Origin of the sequence: Arthrobacter crystallopoietes, from assembly GCF_017603825.1 — a bacterium.
In the GTDB taxonomy this organism is placed as follows: domain Bacteria; phylum Actinomycetota; class Actinomycetes; order Actinomycetales; family Micrococcaceae; genus Crystallibacter; species Crystallibacter crystallopoietes_B.
The window spans coordinates 2,767,450-2,780,750 of record NZ_CP072014.1; the positions used below are offsets into that span (position 1 = coordinate 2,767,450).

At 65.5% G+C, this 13,301-nt stretch carries 13 protein-coding genes; 10 read left to right on the forward strand and 3 right to left on the reverse strand.

Features of this window, described 5'->3' with window-relative positions; translation table 11 throughout:
• Positions 1-18: 18 nt before the first annotated feature.
• The gene (locus J5251_RS12715; protein WP_139005950.1) at positions 19-516 is read right to left on the reverse strand and encodes an Lrp/AsnC family transcriptional regulator; all 498 of its coding nucleotides are present in this window, start codon (positions 514-516) and stop codon (positions 19-21) included.
• Between the two features lie 213 nt (positions 517-729).
• Here J5251_RS12715 and pdhA point away from each other — a divergent pair, with 213 nt between their 5' ends.
• The 3 genes from pdhA to J5251_RS12730 are packed head-to-tail and all read left to right on the forward strand — an operon-like array spanning position 730 to position 4,240.
• Positions 730-1,827, forward strand: a complete 1,098-nt coding sequence (gene pdhA, locus J5251_RS12720; protein ID WP_208574182.1) for a pyruvate dehydrogenase (acetyl-transferring) E1 component subunit alpha — start codon at positions 730-732, stop codon at positions 1,825-1,827.
• Positions 1,824-2,834, forward strand: a complete 1,011-nt coding sequence (locus J5251_RS12725) for an alpha-ketoacid dehydrogenase subunit beta (RefSeq protein WP_139005952.1) — start codon at positions 1,824-1,826, stop codon at positions 2,832-2,834. The genes pdhA and J5251_RS12725 overlap by 4 nt, the downstream gene beginning before the upstream one ends.
• A complete protein-coding gene (locus J5251_RS12730) occupies positions 2,834-4,240 on the forward strand; it encodes a dihydrolipoamide acetyltransferase family protein (protein WP_208574183.1) in 1,407 nt (468 codons plus the stop codon). The genes J5251_RS12725 and J5251_RS12730 overlap by 1 nt, the downstream gene beginning before the upstream one ends.
• 4 nt (positions 4,241-4,244) lie before the next feature.
• On the opposite strand, the gene J5251_RS12735 is transcribed toward J5251_RS12730, so the two are convergent.
• Complete coding sequence (locus J5251_RS12735; RefSeq protein ID WP_139005954.1) at positions 4,245-4,712, reverse strand: GNAT family N-acetyltransferase; 468 nt, start codon at positions 4,710-4,712, stop codon at positions 4,245-4,247.
• 34 nt (positions 4,713-4,746) lie between these two features.
• Positions 4,747-5,409, reverse strand: a complete 663-nt coding sequence (locus J5251_RS12740) for an SACE_7040 family transcriptional regulator (RefSeq protein ID WP_208574184.1) — start codon at positions 5,407-5,409, stop codon at positions 4,747-4,749.
• Between the two features lie 159 nt (positions 5,410-5,568).
• Between J5251_RS12740 and J5251_RS12745 the strand changes: the two genes are divergently transcribed.
• The 7 genes from J5251_RS12745 to J5251_RS12775 are packed head-to-tail and all read left to right on the forward strand — an operon-like array spanning position 5,569 to position 13,257.
• Positions 5,569-7,173: a carboxyl transferase domain-containing protein gene (locus J5251_RS12745; protein WP_208574185.1), complete on the forward strand. Its 1,605-nt coding sequence runs from the start codon at positions 5,569-5,571 to the stop codon at positions 7,171-7,173.
• Between the two features lie 5 nt (positions 7,174-7,178).
• Entirely contained in the window at positions 7,179-9,263 is a 2,085-nt protein-coding gene (locus J5251_RS12750) for an acetyl/propionyl/methylcrotonyl-CoA carboxylase subunit alpha (protein ID WP_208574186.1), read from the forward strand.
• Positions 9,256-10,431, forward strand: a complete 1,176-nt coding sequence (locus J5251_RS12755) for an acyl-CoA dehydrogenase family protein (RefSeq protein ID WP_208574187.1) — start codon at positions 9,256-9,258, stop codon at positions 10,429-10,431. The genes J5251_RS12750 and J5251_RS12755 overlap by 8 nt, the downstream gene beginning before the upstream one ends.
• Before the next feature lie 39 nt (positions 10,432-10,470).
• The gene (locus tag J5251_RS12760; RefSeq protein ID WP_139005959.1) at positions 10,471-11,241 is read left to right on the forward strand and encodes a CoA transferase subunit A; all 771 of its coding nucleotides are present in this window, start codon (positions 10,471-10,473) and stop codon (positions 11,239-11,241) included.
• Positions 11,242-11,243: 2 nt separating this feature from the next.
• Positions 11,244-11,897: a CoA transferase subunit B gene (locus tag J5251_RS12765; RefSeq protein WP_139005960.1), complete on the forward strand. Its 654-nt coding sequence runs from the start codon at positions 11,244-11,246 to the stop codon at positions 11,895-11,897.
• A complete protein-coding gene (locus J5251_RS12770; RefSeq protein ID WP_139005961.1) occupies positions 11,894-12,448 on the forward strand; it encodes a MaoC family dehydratase in 555 nt (184 codons plus the stop codon). The genes J5251_RS12765 and J5251_RS12770 overlap by 4 nt, the downstream gene beginning before the upstream one ends.
• Positions 12,448-13,257, forward strand: a complete 810-nt coding sequence (locus tag J5251_RS12775) for an HpcH/HpaI aldolase/citrate lyase family protein (protein WP_139005962.1) — start codon at positions 12,448-12,450, stop codon at positions 13,255-13,257. The genes J5251_RS12770 and J5251_RS12775 overlap by 1 nt, the downstream gene beginning before the upstream one ends.
• The last annotated feature ends 44 nt before the right edge of the window (positions 13,258-13,301 follow it).

Sequence of the window (13,301 nt, forward strand, 5' to 3'; positions counted from 1 at the left end):
TACGCCTTTCTCTCTACCTCAGTCCGCGTCCGGGCCGCCGCTGCGCTGCATTTCGCCGGTGCGCTGCAGCAACGGCCCGATGCGGAACGGCACCAGCTCATGCATGGCCAGCGAAGTGTCCGTGCGCTCGACGCCGTCGATGGCGAGGACCTTCCCGTTGATCCGGAACAGGTCTTCGGCACCGGTGGAGACTACCCGGGCCAGGATGTCGGCCTGTCCGGTGATGCCGAAAGCCTCCAGTACTTCGGGAATCAGTGCCAGCTCGTTAGTGATCTGCTCCAGCTTGGGCTGCTGGACATGGATGTGGATGAAGGCAGCAAGCGGATAGCCCAGGGCGGCCGGACTGATGCGGCGGTCGAAGGAGAGGAAAACGGCCTTCTTCTCCAGCTGGCTCATGCGGGCTTGGACGGTATTGCGGGACAGCCCCAGCTCTTGGGCCAGGGCCACGACGGTGCGCCGCGGGTCCTGCGCCAGGGCCATCAGCAATCGCGTGTCGGTGCCATCCAGGGGCTGCATAATGCGCAACGTTAGCACGACCAAAACCGGTGCGACAGAGCATAATGCCCAGTTTTGCGTGGAGACATTGCGCTAGCTGCATTCTGTGAGTATCGTCACAACTACCTGCCGGCAAAGGCGCTGGGAGGTCTGCAAAGGTGCCGCCGGATCCACAAGATCCGCGGGACCGACACAACGAGAAAAGGTTGCGTGCATCAAGTGTCCTTACATGGCATGAGGTCAGTATCCGGGGAAAATCTCGTCCAGCTGCTGACACCGGAGGGAACCCGGGCTGCCGGTCCTTACGATGAATGGGTAGCGGATATCGACGGGGCCTGCCTCCAGGGGCTGTACGAAGACATGGTGGTGGTGCGCCGGGTGGACCAGGAGGCGACCGCCCTGCAGCGACAGGGTGAATTGGCGCTCTGGCCCCCGTTGCTGGGACAGGAGGCGGCACAGATTGGATCGGGTCGCGCGCTCCGCAAGGACGATTTCGTCTTTTCCAGCTACCGCGAGAATGGCGTGGCCTATTGCCGCGGGGCCGACTATACGGACATGATCAGGGTCTGGCGGGGGAACGCACCCTCCGGCTGGGATCCTTATGAGATCAACATGGCCACGCCGCAGGTCATTATTGGGGCGCAGACTCTGCACGCTACCGGCTACGCCATGGCAACCAAGCTCGACGGCGCAGACTCCGTGGCCGTGGCGTATTTCGGTGACGGGGCCACCAGCCAGGGCGACGTCAACGAGGCCATGGTCTTCGCGGCCAGCTTCCAGGCGCCGGTGGTCTTCTTTTGCCAGAACAATCAGTGGGCCATTTCGGAACCGGTCACCCTCCAGGCGCAGCGGGACATCGCGGACCGTGCCCCCGGCTTCGGCATTCCGAGCGTGCGCGTGGACGGCAACGATGTCCTCGCCTGCATGGCCGTGACGCGCGAGGCTCTGGAGCGGGCGCGCAGCGGCGGCGGACCGTGCTTCATCGAGGCGGTCACCTACCGCATGGGTCCGCATACGACGGCGGACGATCCCACCAGATACCGGGACCCGAACGAACTTGAAGACTGGAAGGGCCGCGATCCGATCGACCGGCTGGCCAAGCTGCTGGAAGCCGAAGGGCTGTTGGCCGGTGACTTCACCGATCGGGTGAACGCCAAGGCGGACGAGGTCGCAGGGCTACTGCGGCACGGCTGTGTGACCCTGCCCGAGCCCGGCGAACTGGACGTCTTCAACAATGTCTACACCACACCGCACTCGGTGCTGGAGCGCCAACGGGAGCACTATTCCCGTTATCTTGCCTCATTCGAGGCTGCAGGGGGAGGCACGCGATGAGCACCATGACTTTCGGCCGGGCTATCAATACCGGCCTCCGCAAGGCGATGGAACACGATTCCAAGGTGGTGCTGATCGGCGAAGACATCGGCAAGCTGGGCGGCGTCTTCCGCATTACTGACGAACTGCAAAAGGACTTCGGTGCCCACCGGGTCATCGATGCCCCGCTGGCGGAATCCGCCATTCTGGGTACAGCCGTCGGTATGGCGTACCGCGGATACCGGCCGGTGTGCGAAATACAGTTTGACGGGTTCATCTATCCGGCGTTCAACCAGATAGTGAGCCAGGTAGCCAAACTGCACTACCGCACCCAGGGGAGGGTCAAGATGCCGCTGACTATCCGGGTTCCGTTCGGCGGCGGAATCGGAGCAGCGGAGCATCATTCGGAATCGCCGGAGGCTTATTTCATGCATACCTCCGGCCTGCGGGTGATCTCGGTATCCAATCCGCAGGATGCATTCGCGATGATCCAGCAGGCCATAGCCTGCGATGACCCGGTGCTCTTCTTCGAACCCAAGCGGCGGTACCACGTCAAGGGGGAGGTGGACGAAGAGGTGGACCTGGAATCATTCTCCCTCGAGCAGGCTCGCGTGGAGATCCCCGGCGAAGACGTGACCCTGGTGGCGTACGGCGCCCTGGTGCAGGTCGCCAAGGACGCTGCACTGGCCGCCCGGGAAGAAGGTATCGCCGTGGAAGTCATCGACCTGCGCTCGCTTTCCCCGCTGGACTTCGCCACGCTGGAGGCCTCGGTCCGCAAGACCGGCCGCCTGGTCATCACCCATGAAGCAGCCATGACGGGAGGACTCGGCGCGGAGGTGGCAGCGAGCATCACTGAACGGTGCTTCTACCATCTGGAACACGCACCCGTCCGTGTCACCGGATTCGATATTCCCTACCCGCCGGCAAAGATGGAACACCACCATCTTCCTGATCTGGACCGGATTTTGGATGGTGTGGACCGCGTCCTGGGCCGGACGAATTCGCTCAGCGGGTTGGAGGGGAATTGATGGGAATCAAAGTCTTTAAGCTGCCCGATCTAGGCGAAGGTCTCACCGAGTCGGAGATCGTCAGCTGGCACGTTGCCGAGGGTGACAGGGTAGAGCTGAACCAGATTTTGGGCGAAGTGGAAACCGCCAAGGCCGTCGTGGAATTGCCGTCCCCGTTTGCCGGCGTCGTCACTGCCCTGCATGAAGCACCGGGCAATACGGTCAATGTGGGAGAACCGATTGTCTCCTTCGAAGTGGCGGGCTCGGACCCGTCCGAGAACGGCACAGGTGGCAGCTCTTCGAACGGTACGGCAACCGCCATGGTGGGTGGCCGCGAGGCGAATCTGGTGGGGTACGGCGCACAGGCCGAAGCAGCAGGCGCACCGCGACGCCGCCGTCGTGCCGATGCCGTGGACGCAGGGGGAGCGGTTCCGGTGGCTAGCACGCCGCCGGCGCCCGGACCCGTTAGTGCAACGCCCGCCCGACCTGCCGGGATGCGGGCAGAATCCGTGCAGGAGCGGCCGCGGTCCACTCCTCCGGTCCGCAAGCTTGCCCGGGACCTGGGCATTGACCTGGCTGGGGTGACCGGAACGGGTGAGCAGGGGTTGATCACGCGGGCCGACGTCGAGCGTTTCCACGCCGGCGCTGCCGGGGGCGGCGAGCGGAGTCAGGAGCAGCCGACTGCAGCCGCTGCGCGTGCGGGCGGGTGGCTGGCGGGTGCCGCCGAGCGCGAAAGCCGCATTCCCATTAAAGGCGTACGGAAGCATACCGCCGCTGCAATGGTGGCCAGCGCGTTTACTGCCCCGCATGCCACGTCGTTCCTGACCGTGGATGTGACGCCGACGATGGAGCTGCTGGCCAAACTGCGTGAGAGCCGTGCCTTCAGGGACATCAAGGTCACGCCGTTGACCGTCCTGGCCAAGGCTTTGTGCATCGCGCTGGAACGCAATCCCTCGCTGAACTGGCGCTGGGACGAGGACAACCAGGAGATCGTCCGGCAGAACTATGTGAATCTGGGCATCGCGGCCGCGACCGAGCGCGGACTGATCGTGCCCAACATCAAGGACGCCCACACGCTGGACCTGCACCGGCTCGCCCAGGCCCTGGGCGAGCTGACGGGTGCGGCAAGATCGGGCAAGACAGCCCCGGCAGACTTGTCGGGCGGAACCATTTCGATCACGAACATCGGTGTCTTCGGCATCGACGCCGGCACCCCCATCATCAATCCGGGGGAGGCGGCGATCCTGGCCATGGGCGCGGTCCGCAGGCAACCCTGGGAATACCAGGGCGGCATTGCCCTGCGCCAAGTTGTCACGCTCAGCCTGTCCTTCGACCACCGCCTCGTGGACGGACAGCAGGGTGCAACGTTCCTGGCCGACGTCGGGACCATCCTGGCCGAGCCGGGGATGGTCCTGACGATGGTGTGAGGGACTAGACCAGTTCCAGGATTTCTTCGGTGACCACGGCGGCCCGGGCGTTGGCAAAGCCCTGGGCCTCGCCGATGGCCTTGAAGCCGGCCTTCTCCAGGACCTTGATGGAGCCCAGATTGTCCTTGACCGCCCGCGCGCGGATGGGGCGGGCGGTGAATTCGCCGAGGAATTTCTCCACCGCGGCCGTGGTGATGCCATGCCCCCAGTGCGACTTCGCGGTCCAAAACGTCAGTTCCGGATAGCCGTCGGAAGGGTAGGCCATAACGCTGCCAACCACTTCGCCGTCGGCGGTGACGGTGCGGACAGTGATGGCCTCGTCGTTGAGGATGTTCTGCCAGTGGTGGTTGAAAACTCCGCGGTCGGAGGGATTTTTGGCGGTGAAAGCAGCCATACGGTTGGAGTCGGGATCCTGCTGGTACTCGAAGAACTTGTCGAGGTCGGCAGGTTCCACGGGGCGTAGCTCAATCATGGCAAACCTTTCGGCTAGGGGTCTTTACTGAAGCCTACTCGGCTTTCAGCGCTGCCCATGCCATTTGTTCCAGCAGATTGCGCCGCCAGGTCTTGTCGCGTACCGCTTTGCCCCGGTGGGTGGTGTGGGGCGTGGAGTTGATCAGACCGAAGGCCGCATGGGCACGCATCCGCAAGCGCGCGGGCTCCTGCTCGGGGAGCAGGCGGGAAAGGACGGCAACCCAGACTTCGACGTAGGCCCGCTGGAGGGCCCGCACGGTCTGTGAATCCTCCGGCGGCAGGCTGTCCAGATCACGGTCGTGGACACGGATGACGTCCGGATGGCGCAGGGCGAAGTCCACCTGGAACTCGATCAGGCCGCGCAGCGCCTCTTCGGGCCCGGGGGAATTTTCCACCACGGCTTGTCCACCCTCAAGCAGATCCCGGCTCACTCCGCTCAGCAGGGCCGACAGCACCGCATGCTTGCTGCTGAAGTGCCGGTAGACGGCGGGGCCGCTGACGCCCGCGGCGGAGCCGAGATCCTCGATCGAGACGCCGTTGAAGCCGCGCTCTGCAAAGAGTTTCGCGGCGGCGGACAGCAGGGCGGCGCGGCGCGAGGCCTTCGCCAGGCTCCGGCCGGTGACCCTGCCCGTATCGGCACTGGCCGCGGGCCCTGGACCCGCTGGTGGACCGGTTCCGGTGGCTGAGCTAGGGGACACGTACGTTCCTCCTGTTCGGATGAATGCTGGACAATCCGGTTAACGCGCACTAACCTGAATTTCAGTTAGTACAGACTAACCAAAACAGTGTTTGTTGACCAGCCCGCTGAACGGCAGCGGGACTGGAAAATGACACCTACCGCGCGAAGAAAGATGTCGATGGAGACACTGCCTTCCCGGGTGGACACTACCAGCCCGGGCTACCTGGAGAACGAAGCGGCGCAACGCGCACTTGTTGAGGAACTGCGCGGCAAGCTCGCGACGGCGGCGCTTGGCGGACCGGAAAAATCCCGCCGGCGCCACGTGGACCGCGGCAAACTGTTGCCGCGCGAGCGCGTCGATGCGTTGCTGGACGAGGGCAGCCCCTTCCTGGAGCTTTCGCCGCTGGCCGCGGATGGAATGTACGACGGCGATTCGCCCGGCGCCGGGATCATCACCGGGATCGGGCTTGTGCACGGGCGCCACGTCCTGGTGATCTCCAACGATGCCACGGTCAAGGGCGGAACCTATTACCCGATGACGGTGAAGAAGCATCTGCGGGCCCAGGAAGTGGCGCTGGAAAATAACCTGCCGTGCATCTACCTTGTGGATTCCGGTGGAGCCTTCCTGCCCAAACAGGACGAGGTCTTTCCGGACCGGGAGCATTTCGGCCGGATCTTCTACAACCAGGCCAACCTCTCGGCGCGCAAGATTCCGCAGCTTGCGGCCGTCCTGGGTTCCTGTACGGCCGGCGGGGCCTACGTGCCGGCGATGAGCGACGAAACCGTCATCGTGCGCAACCAGGGCACTATCTTCCTGGGGGGCCCGCCGCTGGTGAAGGCGGCCATCGGCGAAGTGGTCACTGCCGAGGACCTCGGCGGCGGAGACGTCCATGCCAAGGTCTCCGGGGTGACGGACCATCTGGCCGAAACGGACCAGCATGCCTTGGAAATCGTCCGCGACATCGTTTCCACCCTTCCCGTAGCCGAGCCGGCCTGGAACGTGGCAGCCGTGGAACCCCCGTCGGCCGATCCCACGGAGCTCTACGGGACGGTCCCCACGGATGTGAACGCCTCCTACGACGTCCGGGAGGTGATCGCCCGGGTGGTCGACGGGAGCCTGTTCCACGAGTTCAAGCGGGAGTACGGTGCCACGCTGGTCACCGGCTTCGCCCGCATCCACGGGCACAAGGTCGGGATCGTGGCCAACAACGGCGTGCTGTTCAGCGAGTCCGCTCTCAAGGGTGCCCACTTCATCGAGCTCTGCGACCAGCGCGGCATCCCGCTGGTTTTCCTGCAGAACCTCTCCGGGTTCATGGTCGGCCGCGACTACGAGGCAGGCGGCATCGCCAAACACGGCGCCAAGATGGTTACCGCCGTCGCCACCACGCGGGTGCCCAAACTGACCGTCATCATCGGCGGCTCGTTCGGCGCGGGCAACTACTCCATGTGCGGGCGCGCCTACTCGCCGCGTTTCCTCTGGATGTGGCCGGCCAGCCGGATCTCGGTGATGGGCGGCAACCAGGCCTCTTCGGTACTCTCCACGGTCAAGCGCGACCAGATCGAAGCCTCGGGCGGCGAATGGCCGGCCGAGGAGGAGGAAGCCTTCAAGGCGCCCATCCGCGAGCAGTACGAGGCGCAGGGCAACCCGTACTATTCCACCGCCAGGCTCTGGGACGACGGGATCATCGACCCGGCGGACACACGCCGGGTCCTTGGGCTCGCGCTGGATGTCTGCGCCCGCCAGCCGCTGCCGGAGACGTCCTTCGGCCTGTTCAGAATGTGAGCGCCATGCCCGAACAGCTCTTCACTACGGTACTGATCGCAAACCGCGGGGAAATAGCCTGCCGGGTGATCCGCACCTGCCGCCGGCTGGGCATCCGCACGGTCGCGGTCTATTCAGACGCCGACGCCGGTGCCCGGCACGTGCGCGAAGCCGACCTTGCGGTCAGGATCGGCCCGCCGGCGCCGACCGCCAGCTACCTGAACATCGAGGCCATCATCTCAGCCTGCCGCCGAACCGGTGCCGAGGCCGTCCACCCCGGCTACGGCTTCCTGAGCGAAAGCCTCGCCTTTGCCGAGGCGCTGGAGGCCGCTGGCATCACCTTCATCGGGCCGAATGTGAAGGCCATCGGCGTCATGGGGGACAAGATCCGGTCCAAGAACCACGTGGCCGGCTACCAGGTGCCGGTGGTGCCCGGCCTGGCCGAACCCGGGCTGAGCGATGAGCAGCTGATCAATGCGGCCGACGGCGTGGGCTACCCGCTGCTGATCAAGCCCTCGGCCGGGGGCGGCGGCAAGGGCATGCACGTGGTGGACCGCCCGGACCAGCTGCCGGCAACCCTGGCCACCGCCCGCCGCGTGGCTGCGTCCGCCTTCGGCGACGACACGTTGTTCCTGGAGAAGCTGATCCGCAGCCCGCGCCATATTGAAGTCCAGGTTCTGGCCGACAACCACGGCAACGTCATCCACCTTGGCGAACGCGAGTGTTCCCTCCAACGCCGGCATCAAAAGGTGATCGAGGAAGCCCCTTCGCCCCTGCTCGACGAGGCCACCCGCGCCCGGATCGGCGAGGCCGCCTGCAACGCCGCCCGCAGTGTGGACTACAGCGGCGCCGGCACGGTCGAATTCCTGGTCTCCGACGAGGCGCCGGATCAGTTCTACTTCATGGAGATGAACACCCGGCTGCAGGTGGAGCACCCGGTGACGGAACTGGTCACCGGGCTGGATCTGGTCGAATGGCAGCTGCGCATCGCGGCAGGCGGGCAGCTGACGATAGCCCAGTCCGACGTCGTTCTTATCGGACATGCGGTGGAAGCGCGCGTGTATGCGGAGAATCCGGAACAGGACTTCCTGCCCTCCGCTGGTACGGTGCTGGCGCTGCACGAAGCATCCGGCGAAGGCATCCGGGTGGACAGTTCGCTGCTGCCCGGGCTCGAAATTTCCAGCAGCTACGACCCGATGCTCGCCAAGGTTATCGCCTGGGGCGAGGACCGGGAGGAGGCCCTCGACCGGCTGGACCGGGCACTGGGGGAGACCGTGGTGCTGGGCGTGCCCAACAATGTCGAGTACCTGCGCCTGCTCGTGAACGACGACGACGTGCGCGCCGGCCACCTGGACACCACGCTGATCGAACGGAAACTGCCGCACCTGGCCTTCCGCCGGATCAGCGGCAGCGAACTCGCGGTTGCCGCGGTGGCCTGGCTGGAGGACAGCCGGGCTTCACGGCAGACCGTGCCGCCCGGCTCCCCGTGGACCGCCGGCGATGGCTGGCGGGTGGGCGGCGCCGTGCCCACCGTAGTCAGTTTTGCCATGCCCCACGGGGAACCGCGCGAGGTTGCGCTGACCCGTATGGATTCCGGGAGCCCGGGCGGCGTGGCCAGCTTCCGCGCGGACGTAGCCGGCAGCAGCTTTACAGTAAGCCTCGAGCTTGAGGCGGGCGCCGCCGTCGTCAATGGGGTGCGCCAGCCCTTGCGCCACGCTGTCGACCCCGGCACCGGGACGATCTGGCTCGCCGATGCCGGCTTCAGTGCCGGCCTGACGGTACGGGACCGGAAGCGCCGCCTGGCCGAGGCGCTGGAGCGGATCCACCGCGAGGAGGGCGAGCTGTCACCCGAGGTGCGCTCGCCGATGCCGGGCACGGTGACCGCTGTCGCCGTGGGCAACGGGGAGCACGTCGAGGCCGGGCAGACCGTGCTGACCGTGGAAGCCATGAAAATGGAGCACCAGCTGACCGCGGCCGTGGCCGGAGAAGTAAGTATCCATCTCAAACCCGGCGATCTGGTCAAAGCCGGCCAGATTGTCGCCGTCGTCGCCGCAGCAGATCCTGCCGGCGGGACGGAAGCAACGGAACAGAAGGAAGCCGAGCATGCCTGATTTTTCCCTCAGCGAGGACCACCAGGACCTGGTGGACACCGTCCGGGACTTCGCGGACCAAGTAGTGGCCCCGGTGTCCGCCAAACACGACGAAGACCACACCTTCCCCTACGAGGTGGTCAAACAGATGGGCGAGATGGGCCTTTTCGGGCTGCCCTTCCCGGAAGAATACGGCGGCATGGGCGGGGACTACTTCGCGCTGGCACTGGCCTTGGAGGAGCTGGGCCGGGTGGACCAGTCGGTGGCCATCACCTTGGAGGCCGGCGTCTCACTGGGCGCCATGCCGATCTACCGTTTCGGCACCGAGGAGCAGAAGGCTGCATGGCTGCCCATGCTCGCCAGCGGCCAGGCGCTCGCCGGCTTCGGCCTGACGGAACCCGAGGCCGGATCGGACGCTGGAGGCACCAAGACCCGGGCCCGGTTGGTGGCAGGGGACCAGGGCAGCCAATGGGTCATCAACGGGAACAAGGAATTCATCACCAATTCCGGTACGGACATCACCAAGCTGGTTACCGTCACGGCGGTCACGGGCACCTCGGAACGGGAGGACGGGAGCACCAAAAAGGAAATCTCCACCATCCTGGTGCCTACGGACACGCCCGGCTTCACCGCGGAGAAGGCCTACAACAAGGTCGGCTGGAATGCGTCGGACACGCATCCGCTGACGCTGAAGGACGTGCACGTGCCGGAAGCCAACCTTCTGGGGGAGCGCGGCCGGGGCTACGCCAACTTCCTGCAGATCCTGGACGAGGGCCGCATCGCTATCGCCGCGCTCGCCACCGGCGCGGCCCAGGGTTGCGTGGACGAATCGGTGCGCTACGCCAAGGACCGCCAGGCCTTCGGGACCAATATCGGTTCCTTCCAAGCGATCCAGTTCAAGATCGCCCGCATGAAGGCCCGTGCCCACACCGCCCGGCTGGCCTACTACGACGCCGCGGCGAGGATGCTTGCGGGCAAGCCCTTCAAAACCCACTCCGCTATTGCAAAGATGGTGGCAGGCGAAGCGGCCATGGACAACGCCCGCGACGCCACGCAGATCTTCGGCGGATTCGGGTTCATCAACGAGTCCCGGGTGGCACGGCATTACCGGGACTCGAAGATTCTCGAAGTCGGCGAAGGGACCACCGAGGTGCAGCTGATGCTTATCGCCCGCGAACTGGGGCTCTGACCGCGCACCAGCCACGATCGACGGAAGGCTAGGGACAACGTGATTAACAAGGTTGTAGGCAGCGCGGCGGAAGCCGTGGCCGATATCCAGGACGGGGCGTCGCTGGCCGTGGGAGGTTTCGGCCTCTGCGGCATACCGGTGACCCTGATCCAAGCCCTCCACGACCGCGGCACCAAGGAGCTGGAAACCATCAGCAACAACTGCGGCGTGGACGACTGGGGCCTCGGCGTGCTGCTGGCGGACGGCAGGATCCGCCGCACCGTCAGCTCCTATGTGGGCGAGAACAAGGAGTTCGCCCGGCAATACCTCGCTGGCGAACTTGAGGTGGAGCTGACCCCGCAGGGCACACTGGCCGAGAAACTTCGCGCCGGCGGCGCCGGCATTCCTGCTTTCTATACGACGGCGGGCGTCGGCACGCAGGTCAGCGAAGGGGGATTGCCGCAGAAATACGACGCCGAGGGGAACGTTGCGATTGCATCGGCACCTAAGGAGGTGCGCAGCTTCGGCGGCGCCGACTACGTGCTTGAAGAGTCGCTGCGGCCGGACTTCGGTCTGGTGCATGCGTGGAAGGGCGACCGGCTGGGCAACCTGGTCTTCCACGTGACCGCAATGAATTTCAATCCGCTGGCGGCGATGGCAGGCAAGGTCACCATCGCCGAGGTGGAGGAACTGGTGGAACCGGGCGAGCTGGATCCGCAGCACATCCACACACCCGGCATCTTCGTCCAGCGCGTCGTAGTGGCCGGCGAGGTGGAGAAACGGATCGAGAAGCGTACGGTCACCGAGACCGGCGCGGGGAAGGGGAACTGACGATGGCACTGACGCGCACCGAACTCGCCGCCCGCGTAGCCAAGGAGCTGCGCAACGGGCAGTACGTGAACCTAGGCATCGGGATGCCTACCCTGATCCCCAATTACATACCGCACGGCGTGGAGGTGGTGCTGCATTCCGAGAACGGCATTCTCGGCGTCGGGCCCTATCCCACGGAGGAAAACCTTGATCCCGACCTGATCAATGCCGGCAAGGAAACGGTCACGCTCAACCGGGGCGCGGCGATCTTCGACTCGGCGACCTCCTTCGGCATGGTCCGCGGCGGCCACGTGGACGTGGCGGTCCTCGGGGCCATGGAAGTCGCCGAAAACGGGGACCTGGCCAACTGGATGGTACCGGGCAAGATGGTCAAGGGCATGGGCGGGGCCATGGACCTGGTCTTCGGCGCCAAACGGCTGATCGTGATGATGGAGCACGTGGATAGGAAAGGCAACCCGAAGATCCTCAAGAGCTGCTCGCTCCCGCTGACCGGCAAGGGCTGTGTGGACCGGATCATTACCGACCTGGCCGTCATCGATGTGACCGAAGACGGGCTGGTGCTGCGTGAAGTAGCGCCCGGTGTCAGCGTGGACGAGGTCGTTGCCGCCACCGGTGCCGAGCTGAACATCGAGGAACATGAGGTTAACGACGTATGAGCACCGGAAGTGGCGAAGACCTGCGAACCACCATCACGCAGCGCGGCCTCTACTACGACGAGCTCCAGCCCGGCACCGTCTACGCGCACCGGCCGGGCCGGACCATTACCGAAGCCGACAATGTCCTGTTCACCACGATGACCATGAACAGCCAGGCCCTGCACCTGGACGCGGACTGGTCCGCATCGCAGCCGTTCGGGCAGCGGCTGGTCAACTCCATGTTCACGCTCGCCACTGTGGTGGGCCAATCCGTCACCCAGCTCACCCAAGGCACCATCGTGGCCCAGCTGGGACTGACGGACATCAACTTCCCGCATCCGCTTTTCCACGGCGACACGCTGTACACGGAGACGACCGTGACGGACAAACGGCTCTCGGCCTCGCGGCGCGGCCAGGGCATTGTCACCCTGAGCCATACCGGCCGGAACCAGCACGAAGACATCGTCGCCACGGCCGTCCGCAGCTGCCTGATGTGGACCGAAGAAGGGCACCGGCAAAGCCAGACCGAGCCGCAGGCCAGGAACCGCTTCCGGAACCAGGAGCTCGGCTGATGTTTACCATGGGTCCGGCCATCCTGTTCTGTCCTGCAGACCGGCCCGAGCGTTATGCCAAGGCGGCGGACCGCGCGGATGCGGTCATCCTGGATCTGGAAGACGCCGTGGCGCCCGCGGACCGGGCGCAGGCGCGGCAAGCCGTCGTTGACAACCCGCTGGATCCGGAGCGAACCATAGTGCGCGTCAACCCGCTCGGAACAAAAGACCACGCACAGGACATGGCGGCATTGCAGCGTACCGGCTACTCCACCATCATGCTGGCAAAATCCGAGAATGCCGAGGCCATCGCCGGGCTGGCCGGGTACGGCGTCGTGGCGTTGTGCGAGACAGCGCTGGGCGTCCTCTCCGCCCCGGATATCGCGCGTACCGGAAACGTCGTCGCGCTGATGTGGGGCGCGGAAGACCTGCTGGCCTCGCTCGGCGGGACCTCCAGCCGCAACGCCGGCGGGACCTACCGGGACGTCGCTCGGCAGGCGCGCTCGCAGGTACTGCTGGCGGCCGGTGCCTATGGCAAGACGGCCATTGACTCGGTTTATGTGGACATTCCGGATCTGGATGGTCTGGCTGCCGAGGCCGACGACGCTGTGGCCTGCGGATTCGGTGCCAAGGCTTTGATCCATCCAAGCCAGATCCCGGTCATCCGCGCCGCGTACCTGCCATCCGAGGCGGCCGTCGCCGATGCCGCGGCGCTGCTGGAGGCGGCCCGGACGGAACCGGGCGTGTTCCGCTTCAGGGGCAAGATGGTAGATGGCCCGTTGATCAAGCACGCCGAGCAGACATTGCGCCGGGCCGGGCTGACAGGATGACGGGCGACACGAGCGGCCGCAGGAATGGAATAGTCCGTAGGAAA

Bases quoted from the DNA above. Each gene is read 5' to 3' on its own strand.
- J5251_RS12765 (WP_139005960.1), top strand. From the start codon at position 11,244: ATGGCACTGACGCGCACCGAACTCGCCGCCCGCGTAGCCAAGGAGCTG.
- J5251_RS12775 (WP_139005962.1), top strand. From the start codon at position 12,448: ATGTTTACCATGGGTCCGGCCATCCTGTTCTGTCCTGCAGACCGGCCC.
- J5251_RS12735 (WP_139005954.1), bottom strand. From the start codon at position 4,712: ATGATTGAGCTACGCCCCGTGGAACCTGCCGACCTCGACAAGTTCTTC.
- J5251_RS12745 (WP_208574185.1), top strand. From the start codon at position 5,569: ATGGAGACACTGCCTTCCCGGGTGGACACTACCAGCCCGGGCTACCTG.
- pdhA (WP_208574182.1), top strand. From the start codon at position 730: ATGAGGTCAGTATCCGGGGAAAATCTCGTCCAGCTGCTGACACCGGAG.
- J5251_RS12725 (WP_139005952.1), top strand. From the start codon at position 1,824: ATGAGCACCATGACTTTCGGCCGGGCTATCAATACCGGCCTCCGCAAG.
- J5251_RS12755 (WP_208574187.1), top strand. From the start codon at position 9,256: ATGCCTGATTTTTCCCTCAGCGAGGACCACCAGGACCTGGTGGACACC.
- J5251_RS12750 (WP_208574186.1), top strand. From the start codon at position 7,179: ATGCCCGAACAGCTCTTCACTACGGTACTGATCGCAAACCGCGGGGAA.
- J5251_RS12730 (WP_208574183.1), top strand. From the start codon at position 2,834: ATGGGAATCAAAGTCTTTAAGCTGCCCGATCTAGGCGAAGGTCTCACC.
- J5251_RS12715 (WP_139005950.1), bottom strand. From the start codon at position 516: ATGCAGCCCCTGGATGGCACCGACACGCGATTGCTGATGGCCCTGGCG.
- J5251_RS12770 (WP_139005961.1), top strand. From the start codon at position 11,894: ATGAGCACCGGAAGTGGCGAAGACCTGCGAACCACCATCACGCAGCGC.